The sequence below is a fragment of the Rhizobium phaseoli genome (assembly GCF_010668805.1).
In the GTDB taxonomy this organism is placed as follows: Bacteria; Pseudomonadota; Alphaproteobacteria; order Rhizobiales; family Rhizobiaceae; genus Rhizobium; species Rhizobium phaseoli_A.
Map to the genome: position 1 here is coordinate 150,197 of NZ_WUFT01000014.1, position 15,259 is coordinate 165,455.

17 protein-coding genes are annotated in these 15,259 nt (G+C 61.5%); 7 read left to right on the top strand and 10 right to left on the bottom strand.

Annotated elements, in window-relative coordinates:
• The first annotated feature begins 8 nt into the window (after positions 1-8).
• Together GR197_RS21955 and GR197_RS21960 are read left to right on the top strand one after the other, a co-directional pair.
• Complete coding sequence (locus tag GR197_RS21955) at positions 9-1,049, top strand: sulfate/molybdate ABC transporter ATP-binding protein (protein WP_164013343.1); 1,041 nt, start codon at positions 9-11, stop codon at positions 1,047-1,049.
• Between the two features lie 157 nt (positions 1,050-1,206).
• Complete coding sequence (locus tag GR197_RS21960) at positions 1,207-2,076, top strand: cell wall hydrolase (protein ID WP_164013345.1); 870 nt, start codon at positions 1,207-1,209, stop codon at positions 2,074-2,076.
• Positions 2,077-2,111: 35 nt separating this feature from the next.
• Here GR197_RS21960 and pepT read toward each other — a convergent pair whose 3' ends face one another.
• From pepT to GR197_RS21995, 7 genes are all read right to left on the bottom strand, one after another.
• On the bottom strand, positions 2,112-3,344 hold the full coding sequence (pepT, locus tag GR197_RS21965) for a peptidase T (protein WP_164013347.1): 1,233 nt from the start codon (positions 3,342-3,344) through the stop codon (positions 2,112-2,114).
• Between the two features lie 94 nt (positions 3,345-3,438).
• A complete protein-coding gene (locus GR197_RS21970; RefSeq protein ID WP_164013350.1) occupies positions 3,439-4,497 on the bottom strand; it encodes an ABC transporter ATP-binding protein in 1,059 nt (352 codons plus the stop codon).
• A gap of 4 nt (positions 4,498-4,501) precedes the next feature.
• Positions 4,502-5,332 carry a carbohydrate ABC transporter permease gene (locus tag GR197_RS21975; protein ID WP_164013352.1) on the bottom strand — a complete coding sequence of 277 codons (831 nt, stop codon included), beginning with the start codon at positions 5,330-5,332 and terminating at the stop codon, positions 4,502-4,504.
• A gap of 4 nt (positions 5,333-5,336) precedes the next feature.
• Positions 5,337-6,272, bottom strand: a complete 936-nt coding sequence (locus GR197_RS21980) for a carbohydrate ABC transporter permease (protein WP_164013355.1) — start codon at positions 6,270-6,272, stop codon at positions 5,337-5,339.
• 209 nt (positions 6,273-6,481) lie between these two features.
• Complete coding sequence (locus GR197_RS21985) at positions 6,482-7,741, bottom strand: ABC transporter substrate-binding protein (protein ID WP_007627513.1); 1,260 nt, start codon at positions 7,739-7,741, stop codon at positions 6,482-6,484.
• 30 nt (positions 7,742-7,771) lie between these two features.
• On the bottom strand, positions 7,772-8,944 hold the full coding sequence (locus tag GR197_RS21990; RefSeq protein ID WP_164013357.1) for a PLP-dependent transferase: 1,173 nt from the start codon (positions 8,942-8,944) through the stop codon (positions 7,772-7,774).
• The gene (locus GR197_RS21995; RefSeq protein ID WP_164013359.1) at positions 8,941-9,663 is read right to left on the bottom strand and encodes a FadR/GntR family transcriptional regulator; all 723 of its coding nucleotides are present in this window, start codon (positions 9,661-9,663) and stop codon (positions 8,941-8,943) included. Before GR197_RS21995 ends, GR197_RS21990 begins: the two co-directional genes overlap by 4 nt.
• A gap of 348 nt (positions 9,664-10,011) precedes the next feature.
• Between GR197_RS21995 and GR197_RS22000 the strand changes: the two genes are divergently transcribed.
• Complete coding sequence (locus GR197_RS22000) at positions 10,012-10,290, top strand: hypothetical protein (protein WP_164013361.1); 279 nt, start codon at positions 10,012-10,014, stop codon at positions 10,288-10,290.
• 512 nt (positions 10,291-10,802) lie between these two features.
• Here the strand turns inward: GR197_RS22000 and GR197_RS22005 are convergent.
• Positions 10,803-11,618: an endonuclease/exonuclease/phosphatase family protein gene (locus tag GR197_RS22005; RefSeq protein WP_164013363.1), complete on the bottom strand. Its 816-nt coding sequence runs from the start codon at positions 11,616-11,618 to the stop codon at positions 10,803-10,805.
• A 94-nt stretch (positions 11,619-11,712) separates the two neighbouring features.
• Positions 11,713-13,176: a phospholipase D-like domain-containing protein gene (locus GR197_RS22010; RefSeq protein WP_164013426.1), complete on the bottom strand. Its 1,464-nt coding sequence runs from the start codon at positions 13,174-13,176 to the stop codon at positions 11,713-11,715.
• A gap of 163 nt (positions 13,177-13,339) precedes the next feature.
• On the opposite strand from GR197_RS22010, the gene GR197_RS22015 reads away from it, so the two are divergent.
• The 4 genes from GR197_RS22015 to GR197_RS22025 all read left to right on the top strand — a co-directional run bounded on the left by GR197_RS22015 (position 13,340) and on the right by GR197_RS22025 (position 14,884).
• Entirely contained in the window at positions 13,340-13,981 is a 642-nt protein-coding gene (locus GR197_RS22015; protein WP_164013369.1) for a UdgX family uracil-DNA binding protein, read from the top strand.
• A 143-nt stretch (positions 13,982-14,124) separates the two neighbouring features.
• Complete coding sequence (locus GR197_RS22020) at positions 14,125-14,379, top strand: DUF2934 domain-containing protein (protein ID WP_164013371.1); 255 nt, start codon at positions 14,125-14,127, stop codon at positions 14,377-14,379.
• 138 nt (positions 14,380-14,517) lie between these two features.
• Entirely contained in the window at positions 14,518-14,700 is a 183-nt protein-coding gene (locus GR197_RS32425) for a hypothetical protein (protein ID WP_246724651.1), read from the top strand.
• Positions 14,701-14,704: 4 nt separating this feature from the next.
• Positions 14,705-14,884 carry a hypothetical protein gene (locus GR197_RS22025; RefSeq protein WP_164013428.1) on the top strand — a complete coding sequence of 60 codons (180 nt, stop codon included), beginning with the start codon at positions 14,705-14,707 and terminating at the stop codon, positions 14,882-14,884.
• 30 nt (positions 14,885-14,914) lie between these two features.
• Here GR197_RS22025 and GR197_RS22030 read toward each other — a convergent pair whose 3' ends face one another.
• Positions 14,915-15,250 (bottom strand): hypothetical protein, encoded by a 336-nt coding sequence (locus GR197_RS22030; RefSeq protein ID WP_164013373.1) that lies wholly within the window; start codon positions 15,248-15,250, stop codon positions 14,915-14,917.
• Positions 15,251-15,259: the final 9 nt, after the last annotated feature.

Sequence of the window (15,259 nt, forward strand, 5' to 3'; positions counted from 1 at the left end):
GATTTGGAATGGAAGTACGTGTTCAAAACATCCGCAAGGAATTCGATCGTTTCCCGGCGCTGCACGATGTCTCGCTCGGCATCCGCTCCGGCGAGCTGATCGCACTGCTCGGCCCTTCGGGCTCCGGCAAGACGACATTGCTGCGCCTGATCGCCGGCCTCGAAAGCCCGACGGAGGGGCAGATCTTCTTCGGCGACGAGGACGCCTCGAGAAAAACAGTGCAGCAGCGCAATATCGGCTTCGTCTTCCAGCACTATGCGCTGTTCCGCTACATGACGGTACTCGACAATATCTCCTTCGGCTTGAAGGTCAGGAACAGCGCACGGCGGCCCGCCAAGGCCGATATCCGCAAGCGAGCGCTGGAACTGCTCGACCTCGTCCAGCTTTCCGGTCTGGAGAAGCGCTACCCGGCCCAGCTTTCCGGCGGCCAGCGCCAGCGTGTGGCTCTCGCCCGCGCCATGGCCGTCGAGCCGAACGTGCTGCTGCTCGACGAGCCCTTCGGGGCGCTCGACGCCCAGGTGCGCAGGGATCTGCGCAAGTGGCTGCGCGATATCCACGACCGCACCGGCCACACCACCGTCTTTGTCACCCACGACCAGGATGAGGCCCTGGAGCTTGCCGACCGCGTCGTCGTCATGAGCCAGGGTGCGATCGAACAGGTCGGCACGCCGGATGAGGTCTACGACAACCCGAATTCTCCCTTCGTCTTCGGTTTCATCGGCCAGTCGAACTGCCTGCAGGTCGAAATCTCCGATGGCGACATCCGCTTTGAAGGCCGCTCGCTCGGCCTCAATGCCGAGGGCGAGCCGGAAGGCCTTGCGCAGCTCTACTTCCGACCGCATGACGTCAGGCTCTGCGAATCGGCTGAAAACTGTATCGCCGGCCAGCCGGTTTCCAGCCGCCGCGTGGCCGGTACCCGCCATATCGAACTGGATATCGGCAATGACCGCCCGCATATCGAGATCGAGCTGCCGCCGAGCGAGGCCGACAGGCTCGACCGCAACCGCGTGGCCTTCAAGCCGACCCGCTGGAAGCTGTTCCGCAGCTGATGGAGGTTGTCGCCATCACCCGCCTCCTTGCAGGACTCTCATGTGGCGAGAGTCCCTTTGGCTTTTTGTGATCTATGGTTGTTTGTATTTTAGTCACAGTACGAGTAAAAGATTTTCACGATAAAAGTAGGACTAATCCCACAGGAGGCACCTGGCGTTGAGGGCGGAGATTTCCTTTGGAAAATCCCTGATCGGGATTTTGTTCGCAGGGCTGGCGGCTACAGGCTGCACGACGACATCGAAACCGGCGGCAACGTCGGCGAAGACCAAGCAGGTTCACGCGGCGAAGGTCACCTTCAATTATACGACCAAGGACCGCGACTGCCTGCAGCGCGCGATGTATTTCGAATCGCAGCATTCGGATGAGGACGGCTATATGGCTGTCGGAACCGTCGTCATGAACCGGCTCACCTCCGGCGCCTATCCTCCTTCGATCTGCGGCGTCGTCGCCCAGGAAAAACAGTTTGCGCCCGGCGTGATGACGCGCGAAGTCAAGCCGCAGGCCGAAACCGAGCTGGCGACCGCTGCCGACGCGATCCTGAAGGGCGCCCGCCATCCTGCGGTCAAGGATGCTATGTTCTTCCACACCGACGGGCTGAAATTCCCCTACAACAACATGCATTATGTGGCGGTCGCCGGCGGCAACGCCTTCTATGAGAAGCGCGACTCCGACGGCACACTCGAGACACCGCCGCCGCTTCCCGCCTATGAGGTGGCGATGAATTATGTGCCTGGAGAAAGCATGCTGCCGCCGCAATTCGAGGCGCTGATCCCCTCGGCCGTTCCCGTTCCTCTCCCGGCTCCCGACTCGATGGCGACGGCGAGCACGATGTCCGCGATAAATATGGCGCCCACGGCACGTATGGCGCCCATCGCAAATCCCATGCCGATGCAGATCACGGCACCTGTGACCTCACCGGAAACCTCGATCGAACCCGACCCGGGTATGCCGATCGCGATCCCTATCCCGCGCCCTGCCTATGACAGCGTCATGCTGCGCGGCAGCATTGCAGCGAACGGCGGCTAAACCAGTTTCGGTTTTGCATGAAGTAAAAGCGCGCCTTAAGCGCGCTCTTCCCAGACCCTGGCAAGCTCGACGATCGTTTTGACCGCCTTTTCCATATCCTGACTGCTGACCCATTCGAGCGGCGAGTGGAAGGCGTGGCCGCCGGCGAAGATGTTCGGGCATGGCAGACCCATGAAGGAGAGGCGCGAGCCATCTGTACCGCCGCGGATGCTGCCGCGCACCGGCGTCATGCCGGCCCGGCGCACCGCTTCGATGGCGTTGTCGACGATCTCCGGATGCCGGTCGAGCACCACCTTCATATTGCGATACTGCTCCTTGACCTGGAAATGATAGGTCGACCCGGGATAGCCGGCCATGACCGCCTTGACGATGGCTTCGAGCATGGCTTCCTTTTCCACCAGTCCCTTGTCGGTGAAGTCGCGGATGATGAGGCTGAGCGAGGCCTTTTCCATCGAGCCGGTCACGCCTGTCGGATGGATGAAACCCTGCTTTCCCTCGGTGGTCTCCGGCGCCATCTCCTTCGGCAGCCGGTCGATGATGGCGCCGGCAATCTTGATGGCGTTCTCCATCCGGTCCTTGGCAAAACCCGGATGGATCGCCACGCCGGAGACGGCGATCTCGACGCCATCGGCCGAGAAGGTCTCGTCCTCGATATGGCCGGCTGTCTCGCCGTCCATCGTATAGGCGAAGTCGGCGCCGAGTTTCCTCAGGTCGACCTTGTTGACGCCGCGCCCGACTTCCTCATCGGGCGTGAACAGGATCTTGATCGTCCCGTGCCGGATAGCCGGATTATCGACAAGGAACTGGGCCGCAGTCATGATTTCCGCCAGCCCGGCCTTGTCGTCAGCGCCGAGCAAGGTCGTGCCATCGGTCGTGACGATGTCGTTGCCGATCTGGTTGTTCAGCTCGGGATGCTCGGAAACACGGATGACCCGGCTTGGATCGCCGGCAAGCCTGATATCCCCGCCGGCATAGTTGCGGATGATCTGCGGCTTGACATCCGTGCCGCTGAAATCAGGCGCCGTATCCATGTGCGAGCAGAAACAGATGACCGGCACCGCCTTGTCGCTATTTCCAGGAATGGTCGCGTAGACATAACCATGTTCATCGAGATGCGCGTCGGCCAGGCCGAGCTTCAGCAGTTCATCGACCAGCACGCGGCCGAGATCCTTCTGCTTTTCGGTGGTCGGCTGCGTCGACGAGGCAGGATCGGATTGCGTGTCGATAACGGCATAACGGAGAAAGCGGTCGAGAACAGTGTCGGTCATGGTATCCAGTCTAGCAAGATCACTCGAGAGATATAATCTTCCTGGGCGATGCGGCAAAAGATTTTTCAGCTCGCAACGCGCGAGAATTGGCCATTCATTCCAAGCGTTTTCCCTCGCCGTCGAACACATGCAGATACTGCGCCGGGAAAGCCACATTGACCTTCGGGCCCGCCTTCAGCGCTTCGCGATCGAGCGTGAAGATCTTGAACGGCAGGCCGTGCAGGGCAAGATGCAGGATGATGCCGAAGCCGGTGGGTTCGACGAGTTCGACATCGGTGGCAAGTCCCGCTCCATCATTTGTCATCAGCACATGCTCCGGCCGGATTCCGAGCGTCACCTTGGCGCCGTCGGCCAACGGCAGCGGTTTTGCCAGCGGCACGATCGTCCCGTCCTGCAGCTTGACGCCGCCTTCGACATAGCTCGCCTCGAGGAAATTCATCCCCGGCGAGCCGATGAAGCCGGCAACGAACAGGTTGGCGGGGTGATCGTAGAGTTCGAGCGGACTGCCGACCTGCTGCACCACGCCGCCATGCATGGCGACGATCCGGTCCGCCAGCGTCATTGCCTCGATCTGGTCGTGGGTGACGTAGATCGAGGTCGCCTTCAGGTCGCCGTGCAGCTTCTTGATTTCGGCGCGCATCTGTTCGCGCAGGCGCGCATCGAGATTGGAGAGCGGTTCGTCGAACAGGAAGGCCTTCGGCTGACGGACGATGGCGCGGCCCATGGCGACGCGCTGGCGCTGGCCGCCGGAAAGCGCCTTCGGCCGGCGTTCGAGCAATGGATCGAGGCCGAGCTTGGCGGCGGCCGAAGCCACAGCGCTCGCGATCTTCTCCTTCGCCGTCTTCCGCAGTTTCAGGCTGTAGCTCATATTACCGGCAACGTTCATATGCGGATAAAGCGCATAGGACTGAAACACCATGGCGATGTCGCGGTCCTTGGGATGTCGCTCGTTCACCCTGGCGCCGGCGATGCGGATTTCGCCTGATGTGACCTCCTCCAGCCCGGCGATCATCCGCAAGAGCGTCGACTTGCCGCAGCCGGACGGGCCGACCAGCACCACGAATTCGCCGTCCTTGATTTCCAGGTCGACGCCGTGCAGCACCTGCACATGGCCATAGGCTTTGCGGATATTCTGGATATCGATCGATGCCATTTGTTTAACCCTTGACCGCGCCGGCCGTCAGGCCCTGGACGAGATAACGCTGGATGAGCAGGAAGAAGAGACCGGCCGGAATAAGCGCCATGACGCCCGCCGCCATCATCTGTCCGAAATCCACCGAGAATTTCGAAACGAAGGTGAGAAGCCCGACCGGGAAGGTCGCCGCGTCATTGCCGTTGATCAGCATCAGCGCAAAGAGCAACTCGCTCCAGGCGGCGGTGAAGACGAAGCCGAGTGTCGCAGCGATCCCCGGCAGCGTCAGCGGCAGGATGATCTGGCGAAACGCCGTGAACTGCGTCGCCCCGTCGATCATCGCCGCCTCTTCCAAATCCTTGGGGATGCCGTCGAAGAAGGACTGCATCAGGAAGGTGGCGAAAGGCACGTTAAAGGCGGTGTAGACGATGACGAGCCCGGTCAGGCTGTTGGTCAGATGCAGCGGCGACAGGATCTTGAAGATCGGCGCCACCAGCATGACCAGCGGGAACATCTGAGTTAGCAGCATCAGCGCGACGATCCAGTATTTCGCCCGGAAATTGAAGCGCGACAGCGCATAGCCGGAGAGCGAGGCGCAGATCGTCACCGTCACCGCCGTCGAAGTCGAGACGATCAGGCTGTTCTTGAAGAAGGTCGGAAAGGCGCTGTGCTGCAGCACGAAGGCATAGTGCTCCCATGTCGTGCGCGACGGCCACATGCGCACGCCTTCGCTATAGAGCAGGTCGTTCGGCGTCACCGAGACCTTGAGCAGCCAGAACAGCGGGAAGAGTGCGAAGGCGATATAGCAGAGGATCGCCAGACGGTGCGCGACGGTGGGAATGACGGATCGTCTCATCGGCTCAATCCTTGTTCAGCAGCGTCTGCCGCAGCAGGATGATCAGCATCGAATAGGCAAGCAGCAGCCCGAGCAGCACCAGGGCGATCGCCGAGGCATAACCGAAATCGAGCCGCTTGAACGCCGTGGTGAAGATATAGCTCGCGACGATCTGCGTGCGATCGGCCGGCCCGCCATTGGTCATGACCACGATGAGATCGGCGAAATTCGAAATCCAGACGGTGCGCAACAGCACGGTGATGGCGATCGTCGGCGCCAGAAACGGCAGGGTGATCGAGCGGAAGCGCTGGAACCAGCCGGCGCCGTCGATCGACGCCGCCTCGTAGAGGTCGCGCGGGATCGCCTGCAGGGCGGCCAGCAGCGTGATGGCGAAGAAGGGAATGCCCCACCAGACATTGGCGACGATCGGCCCCCACATCGCATAATTCGGATCGGAAAGGATATTGCCCGGCTCATGCATCAGCCCGAGGCCAAAGAGCCAGTGCGGGATCGGCCCGATCACCGGATTGAACAACCAGGCCCAGTTGAGGCCGGCGAGAAAGGACGGCACCGCCCAGGGCAGGAAGACCAGCGCCTGGGCGATCGCCCGGCCCGGGAACGGCTTGTCGAGCAACAGCGCCAGGATGAGCCCGAAGCTAAACTGCAGCACGACGGAGGCGCCGGTCCACCAGAGCGTGTTCCTCAGTGCTCCGTAGAAGGCCGGATCGCCCGCAAGCTCGCGGAAATGATCAAGCCCGATGAAACCGCCGGAAAACGGATTGAGCAGCTGGATATCGCGGAAGGCGTAGGAAACGCCGACCGTCAGCGGCACCAGCATCACCGCGATGATCAGGATCAGCGACGGGGCGCTATAGAGATAAGGCTCCGAAGCATCGGCAAGACGACGCAGCCATGGCCTGCGGTCGCGACGCATGTCGAGCATATCGGCGGAAATGGTCATCAGATTGCAGGTTCCATTGTCTTACCCGGTTGGGAATTGGTGGCGTTTCTGAATGGAGAGACCGGAGCCCCCTCATCCGACCCCTACGGGCCACCTTCTCCCCGCTGGGGAGAAGGGGAATGAGGCGCCGCCACGAGTCCCTTCTCCCCTCGGGGAGAGGTGCCCGTAGGGCGGATGAGGGGGCTTCTGGCTCGAAGCCCCCGTCACCCCTATTTCTTCGTCAGAAACTTCTGCTGCGCCTTGGTCAGGTATTCCGCCCACTGGTTGGCCAGATCCTTTGCCGAGATATCGCCCAGCATTGCCTGCTGCGAGGTCTTGATCGCCAGCGAATCCTTGAAGAAGGCGAACTCCTCGAGATAGGTCGGCATCACAGTCGGCACCGTGTTCGGGTCCGCCAGTTCCTCGAACCAGCCCTTGAACTGGTCACCGGCATAGAAGGGATCCTTCTCGGCCGCCGTATAGGCCGGCAGGGCGCCGATGCGCTTGTTCCACTCGATATTGCCTTCCGGCCCTTCGAGGGTGGCAATCAGCTTCCAGGAGAGATCCTTGTTGCCGCTGGTCGAGAACATCGACCAGCCGCCATAGCCGATCGTCGGGAAGGACTTGCCGTCCGGGCCCTTCGGCAGCGGCATGACGCCGAAATCTTCCTTTTTCATGCGTTCGGCAATGGCGATCAGCGCATCCGGATCCTGGTCGAGGAAGGCGCAGGTGCCGGAATAGAAGCCGGCGACGACTTCGTTGAAGCCCCAGTTGACGCTGTCCTTCGGCGCATAACCCTTCTTGTAGAGATCGACCATCCATTCGATGCCCTTGGCCCATCCCGGGCTGTTCATCGTCGAGGTGCCGTCGTCGTTGAAGTATTTGTTCGACCCGGCCATCGAGGCGGCAAAGATCATCCAGCCGTTGAGGCCGCCGGCACCACCGCGCATGCAGTAGCCGTATTTGCCGGACAGTTTGGAGATCTTTTCCGAAGCGGCGGTGAATTCCTCCAGTGTCTTCGGCGGCGCGGCGACACCGGCTTCCGAAAGCAGCTTCTTGTTGTAGAACATTGCCCGGAGATAGAAGCCGTAGGGCAGCATATAGGCGGTGTTCTTGACGTCGCGGCCGAGTTCGAGCGCGCGCGGCGTCAGCTCCTTGGTGTGTTCCCACTTTGCGAGATAGGGCTCGAGGCTTTCGAGCATGCCGTTATTGGCATAGAGCGACAGCCAGGTATCGGGCATCTCCATCACATCGGGCACGTCGCCGGCCGATACCATGGTCGCGAACTTCTGGAACGCTTCGTTCCAGGGCAGCGAGATGATGTCGACCTTGGTGCCGGGATTGGCCGCCTCGAATTTGCCGACGATCGATTTCAGCGTTTCGGTGCGCTCCGGGCTGGTGATGACTTCGACAAGCTTCAGCGTCGTATCGGCAAAGGCCGTACCCGCCATCATCGAAGCAAAGAGCGTCGAGATTATTAGTTTTTTCATGCTCAGTTCCCCCTTTTAGGTTCTTGGGTTTCAGGATTGCAAGGCGGCGGCGAGCGCCCCCTCGATGTCCCTCCACAGCGCCTCGGTTCCTTCGAGGCCGACATGGAGGCGTACGGATCGCGCATGGATGCCAAAGGTTTGCGCGGAATTCGGCTGTGCCTTCTGCTGCAGCACCACCTCGCCCGGTACGATCAGGCTTTCATGACCACCCCAGCTTACACCCAATTTGAAGAGCTTGAGGTGGTCGGCGAAGGCGCGGATATCGACGCCGTCGCGGAAGATGAAGGAAAACAGGCCGGAGGTGCCGTTGAGGCCGGCGGGTAGTCGGTTGGCGAGGCCCGGGTGGCAGACCGTCTCCACCACCTCGAGCTTCTGCAGGCGCCGGGCGATCTCGAGCGCCGATGCCTCATGCGCTCGCATGCGCAGCGGCAGCGTGCGTAGGCCGCGGATCAAGAGCCAGGCGTCGAACGGCGATAGCTTGCCGCCGAGATAGGGATAGGCCTCGGCTTTGATGCGGGCGATCATTTCCTTCGAGCCGGCGACGATGCCCGCCACCACATCGCTGTGGCCGCCGAGATATTTCGAGGCCGAATGGATGACGAGATCGACGCCGAGCGTCAGCGGCCGCTGGAAGAACGGGCTCGCCCAGCTGTTATCGATCATCGAGACGACGCCGTGGCGCTTGGCAAGCGCTGCGAGCGCGCCGACATCGTGCGCCTCCATCACCCAGCTCGTCGGGCTTTCCAGATACAGGAGCTTGGCGCCGGGCAGCGCCCTGGCGACCGCCTCCTCGTCGCGCCCATCGACATAGGTCACCTCGATCTTCATCCGCTTCAGGATGGTGCCGAACAGGCGGAAGGCATCGGGATAGACGTGTTTAACGGCAACGATGCGGTCGCCCGGCTCGACGAAGCTCAGCACGGATGAGGAGATCGCCGCCATGCCGCTCGCAAAGCCCAGCGCATCCTCGGCACCTTCGAGTTTTGCCAGCATCTCTTCGAAGGCGCGCACTGTCGGGTTCAGCCCGCGCGTATAGGTCGGCCGCACCTTCTCGCCGCGATAGACGGTGATCATCTCGTCGTAATCGGAAAAGGTGAAAAGCGAAGTCTGGAAGATCGGCGGCACGACGGCGTCTGCGAAGTTGCGGTCGTCGTGGGCGGTGATGATGGAGGCAAGATCGAACGGGTCTTCGCCGCTGCTCATTTGGACATTTCCTTGATGTCTTCCTCGACGATGTCGAGGATCTTCAATGTTTCCGCGCGCGCCGCTTCGGCATCTCCGGCGGCGATCGCGTTGAAAAGGGTGCGGTGAAAGGGAAAGGACCGGCGGGCGAAATCCTGCCGGTCGAAGGGATGCTCCCAGAAGCGCTCGAAGGTCTCGCGCATCTGCTCGAGCAACTGGCGAAACAGCGGATTGTGGGTGGCGTCGTAAACGGCGAGATGGAAGGCCAGATCCTCCGGCCCGGACGTGCCCTTCGCCAGGTGCACATGCTCCATCGCGTTCAGCTTTTCCTCGATGACGACGAGGTCATTCGCAGTGCGCCGCCGGGCGGCGACCATGCCCGCCTCGCATTCGATGCCGCGGCGAACCTCCAGCGTCTGCAGCAGCGCGTCGCGCAGATGCACCGCGTCAAACGACAGCGGCATATGGATCGTGGCCCTGGACACTGGCTTCAACAGATAGGTACCGCTGCCCTTGCGCGTCTCGATGACACCGAGCGCTTGAAAATGACGGATCGCCTCGCGAATGGTCGAACGCCCGACGGCAAGGGCTGCCATCAGCTCTCGCTCGGCCGGCAGCCGGTCTCCGGCCTGCAGCCTAGCATCCTCGACATAATCCGCCAGCGCATCAGTCACCTGGCGCGCGCGGTCCATGGCGGGAAGCGGCCGGATCACCGGCCTATCGCTAAGCTTTGCCTTCATGGTTCCCCATTTTTCTTGTCAGGCAGTCAGACTTCCAAATTGGTCTGACATCTTAGCATTTCTCAAACCGAGGGAGGCGTCAAGAGGTGTTTGTTCGCAAGTTGGGCCGCCGCTCCACAAATCCCTTTGCACCTCCGAAATGGTCTCAAAGTACATGATCCGATGTCCCTTATCGGTCGTGAAAATCCCAGCACGCGATATGGTGGTCTACCAGAGCTGCGGATGCAGGCGGACCAGCGCCAGTAGATGCCGCTCATCCCTGAAGTCACCCGGTGGCGCTTACCGCAGACACGCAGTGGAACCGGCTCTCTTTTCAGGTGTTCCTTTCGATCAGCAGGGATCTTTCAAATGACCTACGTCGCATCGCCAAGCTACGACCGTCACGACGCCAACCGCACTTCGAACCTCCGTCAATGTCTTGAGACCGCCAGACGCCACCTCGACGAGACCTCGCACAGCTCGGAAACCGAGAAAATCGAAACGCTCGTGGCTTCCGCCATCGAGGCGGGTTGGGAAGAGGATGAAGTGCGCGAGGCCCTAAGCGCCGGCGACGAGCAAGGAAACAAAATGCCGGAGCACAAATCACCCGTCCCAACGATCGGCGTGGTCCCTTCGTCATCTTTCTGATAAGTGGCGAACGCTCCCTAGCGCGGTCAGGGCAAGCGGCGCGATTTCCATGTGTCTCGCCTGTCACCTGAGCGGATAGTTGGCCAATCGCCACCACTCGGACACCGAGTGGTGTTCCGTCAGGCGTGCTAAAGAAGCTCGACGTCCGGCAGGACAACAGCTCGCAGAGGCGGCCCGCGCGGCGTCGGATTTTCCTGGTCTGACGGCTGGGAACGAGTCCACCTGAAGTCGTTCCGAGATATGCCACCTTTAGCCGTCGCTCGACGATTTGAAGAAGTGCCCGACGGCTTGAACAAGCGGTCTCGCTGACCTTAGTCGCCTGGTCAGCTAACGTGGACTGCGATGGTTGCGTATTAAGCTGGGCGATCGGATCGATAGCATCACTCGTGGCGAAGGATGCGTTAGAAGGGAAATCATCGGTTGCCGTCTCACGGTCGTTGCCAAGGCCGTCTTCTCCCGAAGGAGACGACAAGGCTAGCGACATCCAGCAGCGTCACTTTTCAACCACAGTTCTACCCACGCACCTGCCCCAGATCAATCAGCGCCTTGATCGGCAAATGATCCGAGGCAATACGCGCCAGCGGCGTATCATGCGCCTCCACCTCCGAGATGATGCCCTTGCGGTTGGCGATGATGCGGTCGAGGGCGAGGAGCGGCAGGCCGGCGGGGAAGCTGGGGACGGCGGGGGGCAGCGGACCGAAGGCGGATTGGAAGGTGTTGAGCGACGAGCGGTCGCCGAGCCGCCATTCGTTGAGGTCGCCGAGCAGGATGGTCGGCATCTCCCGTCTGTCATTGATGAGGTCGACCAGCATGCGGGCCTGCTGGGCTCTGTTATGGCGCAACAGGCCGAAATGCGCGGCGATGATGCGCAGCACCCCGCCCTGCTCCAGCTCGATCTCGGCCACCAGCGCGCCGCGCGGCTCCAGCCCCGGCAGCTTGACCTGGTGCACGTCGTGCACCAGCCCCTTCTTGAAGAGCACGACATTGCCGTGCCAGCCATGCGCCTTGGCCATGCCGGCGACCGGTACCGGGATCAGTCCCGTCTCGCGCTCCAGCCGGCCGAGGTCGAGAATGCCGGTGCGTTCGCCGAAACGCGTATCGGCCTCCTGCAGCGCGATGACGTCGGCGCCGATTTCGTGGATCACCCGGCTGGTGCGCTCCGGATCGAAGCGGCGGTCGGTGCCGACGCACTTGTGCACGTTGTAGGAAGCGATCAGCGTCCCGGCGCTGCGCGGCCTGGTATCCGTATAGGCCGGGTCGAGCCGCTTTTTCCTGCTCCTGATCGAGGCGAGAATGGTGGCGGGAAAATTGACTTTTCTGGCGTGCATCGGAAGGCGCGATCGTTCCGTTGATCAAGAAGGCTTCTCTCGGCAGTATAGGAGGGCAAGCGGAACTTGCCACGTCAAACCCCAAAATAATCCTTCAGAGATAGGGTGAACCCAGCCACAGCACCTTCTCGAGCAGCCGCACCGGGAAGGGCCGCGCGCGCAAACCGTCGAGCGTCACCGGCGTTGCCGATTTCAGGGTTTCCTCGATATGCTCGTCGATCTCGCCGGCAAAACCCTCGTTCAACACTTCAAGATCGACCTCGAAATTCAGCCTGAGCGAGCGCGGGTCGAGATTGGAAGAGCCGACATAGGCCCAGGTGCCGTCGATCGTCAGCAGCTTCGAATGGCTGAAGCTGCCGGTCGAGCGCCAGATGCGGCAGTAACCCTTGAGGATCTGGTCGAATTGCGCCGTCATCGCCCGGTCGACCAGCACCAGGTTGTTGACTGCGGGCACGACGATATCGACTTCGACGCCGCGTCGCGCCGCCGTCACCAGGGCGCTGATCAATTCGCGGTCCGGCAGGAAATAGGGCGACATGATGCGGATCGATTGGCGCGCCACGGAAAAGGCGCCCATCAGCATCTTGTGGTTGGTCTCGACGCTGCGGTCCGGCCCGGAGGCGACGACGCGCATCAGGATGGGATCGCCGGGGCTGCGCTGCGGCGGTTCGATGCGCCAGGCCTCGCCGTTCAACAGCTCCTGCGTGGAGAAGCGCCAATCCTCGGCGGCAAGGTCGAAGAGGTCGGCGACAACAGGGCCGGTGACGCTGAAATGCGTGTCGTGAGCAAAGCTCTCGCCCGTTGCCTCCTCGCTGAAACCCGCGCGGATGTTCATGCCGCCGGTCAGCGCGATCTTCCCGTCGACGATCAGGATCTTGCGGTGGGTGCGCAAATTGGCATAGGGCAGCCGCAAGCCCATGATGACGTTGCCGTTGAAGACGGCGACGGTGACGCCGCCGTCCCGGAGATGGCCGAGAATGCTCGGCACCGAATAGCGCGCGCCGACCGCGTCGATCAGCACCCGGACCGCCACGCCGCGTTTGGCCGCCGCAATCAGCGCATCGGCGATGCGAAGGCCGATCGCGTCGCGATCGAAAATATAGGTTTCGAGCAGGATGCTGCGCGCCGCCTCGTCGATGCTCGATTTCATCGCCGCATAGGCCTCGTCGCCGGTCTCCAGCACGTCGATCGAATTGCCTGAGGTCAGCGGATTGCGCGTTACCCGGTCGCCGAGCGTCTGGAGCGCGGAAAAGCGGCGGCCAAACTGGCTGATCACCGTCTCGGCCTCGGCGTCGAACGTTTCCAGCTCGTCGATTTCGGCCGCCGGCAGCAGCGCGTCGCGGCGGATGCTCAGCGATTTGCGGCGGATGCGGTTGATGCCGGCAATCGCATAGAGCACCGCACCGATGATCGGCGACAGGATGATGACGCCGACCCAGCCGATCGCCGCGCGCACCTCCTCCTTGGTCATGGCGGCATGGATCGCCGCCGCGGCCCCCATGGCGATCGAAACGACAAAGAGGATATGCGGCCAGTAGGTCGACAGGAGATAGAACATCGCTGGCCAATATAGCCGCGAAACGGCAGCGTTCAATCGCGCCGACCCTCTCTCATGACGCGAAATTTTTCGCCGTGATCATTTTGCCCCCCAGAGACCGACGCGAAGGCAGGAACAATCCCGGTACGGATCGATTGATCCCGAAGAAATGAGGACTGCCGTCATGAACGTAGCTGCAACCGTCGGTCCCGCGCTGGCGCTCGACGTCGCGAATGCGACAAACATTGCCGAACTGCGCCATCAGGCCGAAGGCTGCACCCGCTGTGATCTCTACCGGAATGCCACGCAGATCGTCTTCGGCGAAGGCTCAGGGAAAGCCGAGATTGTTCTTGTCGGCGAACAGCCGGGTGACCGGGAGGACCTGACGGGCAGGCCCTTTGTCGGCCCCGCCGGCCAGTTGCTCGATCGCTGTCTGGAGGAGGCGGGTCTCGACCGCCAGCGCTGCTATGTCACTAATGCCGTCAAGCATTTCAAGTTCACGCCGCGCGGCAAACGGCGGCTGCACGCAAAACCCAATGCCGGCGAGATCCGGCGTTGCGCCTGGTGGCTCGGCGCCGAGGTCAACATCCTGCAACCGAAGCTCGTCGTGGCGCTTGGCGCAAGCGCGGTTTATGCGCTCCTCGGGCCGAAGGTGAAGCTGACGCCAGTGCGCGGCCATATCCTGCAGCCGGCAAACCATTCGCCTGTTCTGGTCACCATCCACCCTTCTTATCTCTTGCGCATTCGCGACGAGGCAGAACGTCACCGGCTGCACCTGGAGTTCGTGTCAGATCTGCACAAGGCGGCCGAGTTTGGCGCGCGCTGAACGTCTCTTCTCAACCCTATTATGCTGCAATGCGAAATAATTTCCGGTTGCAGGGCGATTTCGCTTGAAACGGCTCCGTTCCTCTGGAACCATTCAAGCAGTATCGCGTTCGAACGACGGCATCATGTGACTGGAGATCAGCGATGGCAGAAACTCGGGACGAGTGGATCAAAAAACGTGCATACGCCCTCTGGGAAGAAGAGGGCTATCCGACGGGGCGAGAATCCATCCATTGGGATCAGGCACGACACGAGCGCGAAGCACTTGAGGGCTCGGCTGCCTCTTCTGATGGAAAGGAAGTCAAACCCAAGGCGAAGCGTAGCGTCGCCGGCAGCAAGACAAACGGGGTCGTGACATCGGCGCCAAAACGGACAGCGAGCCGCAAGGCGGCGCCCTGAATTTCGAACATTAATGAGCTGGATATAAAAAGGGCGTCGTTGCGGCGCCCTTTGATGCTGTTTGTCATACGCTTGAATTAGTTGTGCATTATCGAATTGCAGAGGACGGGCTTCCATGCGGGGGTGAACAGAGGCCGGATGACGCTGCAAGCTTTGAGGCTTCCAAAAAAAGTTGAGCCCTCGCCCCATAGTTGGGAACAAGAACATCCACTGGCAGTTTATGGCGAAACCGGGGAAGTTGCCATGAATGACGGCCAGTCCGATATTCTCCCTATGCCGCCCGTCGCAGCCGGCGGCCGCACTTCGACCGCGATCGTCTAGAGGGATGGAAATGTCGCTCGTCGTCATCGCCGCCCTGCTCTATCTCGGTCTCGCGCTCGGCTTCATCCTTGTCGTCGACAATCTCGTCGGGCTGGTTTTCCGCGATCCCCGCGCGCCGGCGCAGCCGCCCTTATTCGACATCGGCCGCGCCTTTGCCGCATCGCAAAAACTCTATCGGAAATAGCCGCTCGCGGGCCCCATCGCCGACCTCGTTTTAGCCAGTACCGGCGCCGTCGAATTCGGGATATTTGCGCATCAGATCCACCTCATTGCCGCAGCTGTCATCACGCGCCGACAGTTCGATTGAGATCGTGTCGGCGGGATCGAGGCGGCCGCGGTCGTGACAGACAGTAATGCGCGCACCGCTTTGGCTGACCAGCACGGCATCCCGCTCGAAACCTCTTTGCAGCAGCCAGTCACGTGGCGCCATCAGGCGGATGTCTACCTCGTAGGAGTGCTCCTTGAGGCTGACGGTATAGGTGACCGGCGACACCTGGCCGTTGACGTCGATCGCCCCGTTTCCATCGGCTTTGACGATTTGGTTTTCCATGCTCGCGGT

Coding starts and splice junctions, on each gene's coding strand:
- GR197_RS21955 (WP_164013343.1), top strand. CDS start 9: ATGGAAGTACGTGTTCAAAACATCCGCAAGGAATTCGATCGTTTCCCG.
- pepT (WP_164013347.1), bottom strand. CDS start 3,344: ATGACCGACACTGTTCTCGACCGCTTTCTCCGTTATGCCGTTATCGAC.
- GR197_RS21970 (WP_164013350.1), bottom strand. CDS start 4,497: ATGGCATCGATCGATATCCAGAATATCCGCAAAGCCTATGGCCATGTG.
- GR197_RS21975 (WP_164013352.1), bottom strand. CDS start 5,332: ATGAGACGATCCGTCATTCCCACCGTCGCGCACCGTCTGGCGATCCTC.
- GR197_RS21980 (WP_164013355.1), bottom strand. CDS start 6,272: ATGACCATTTCCGCCGATATGCTCGACATGCGTCGCGACCGCAGGCCA.
- GR197_RS21985 (WP_007627513.1), bottom strand. CDS start 7,741: ATGAAAAAACTAATAATCTCGACGCTCTTTGCTTCGATGATGGCGGGT.
- GR197_RS21990 (WP_164013357.1), bottom strand. CDS start 8,944: ATGAGCAGCGGCGAAGACCCGTTCGATCTTGCCTCCATCATCACCGCC.
- GR197_RS21995 (WP_164013359.1), bottom strand. CDS start 9,663: ATGAAGGCAAAGCTTAGCGATAGGCCGGTGATCCGGCCGCTTCCCGCC.
- GR197_RS22000 (WP_164013361.1), top strand. CDS start 10,012: ATGACCTACGTCGCATCGCCAAGCTACGACCGTCACGACGCCAACCGC.
- GR197_RS22005 (WP_164013363.1), bottom strand. CDS start 11,618: ATGCACGCCAGAAAAGTCAATTTTCCCGCCACCATTCTCGCCTCGATC.
- GR197_RS22010 (WP_164013426.1), bottom strand. CDS start 13,176: ATGTTCTATCTCCTGTCGACCTACTGGCCGCATATCCTCTTTGTCGTT.
- GR197_RS22015 (WP_164013369.1), top strand. CDS start 13,340: ATGAACGTAGCTGCAACCGTCGGTCCCGCGCTGGCGCTCGACGTCGCG.
- GR197_RS22020 (WP_164013371.1), top strand. CDS start 14,125: ATGGCAGAAACTCGGGACGAGTGGATCAAAAAACGTGCATACGCCCTC.
- GR197_RS32425 (WP_246724651.1), top strand. CDS start 14,518: ATGACGCTGCAAGCTTTGAGGCTTCCAAAAAAAGTTGAGCCCTCGCCC.
- GR197_RS22025 (WP_164013428.1), top strand. CDS start 14,705: ATGGAAATGTCGCTCGTCGTCATCGCCGCCCTGCTCTATCTCGGTCTC.
- GR197_RS22030 (WP_164013373.1), bottom strand. CDS start 15,250: ATGGAAAACCAAATCGTCAAAGCCGATGGAAACGGGGCGATCGACGTC.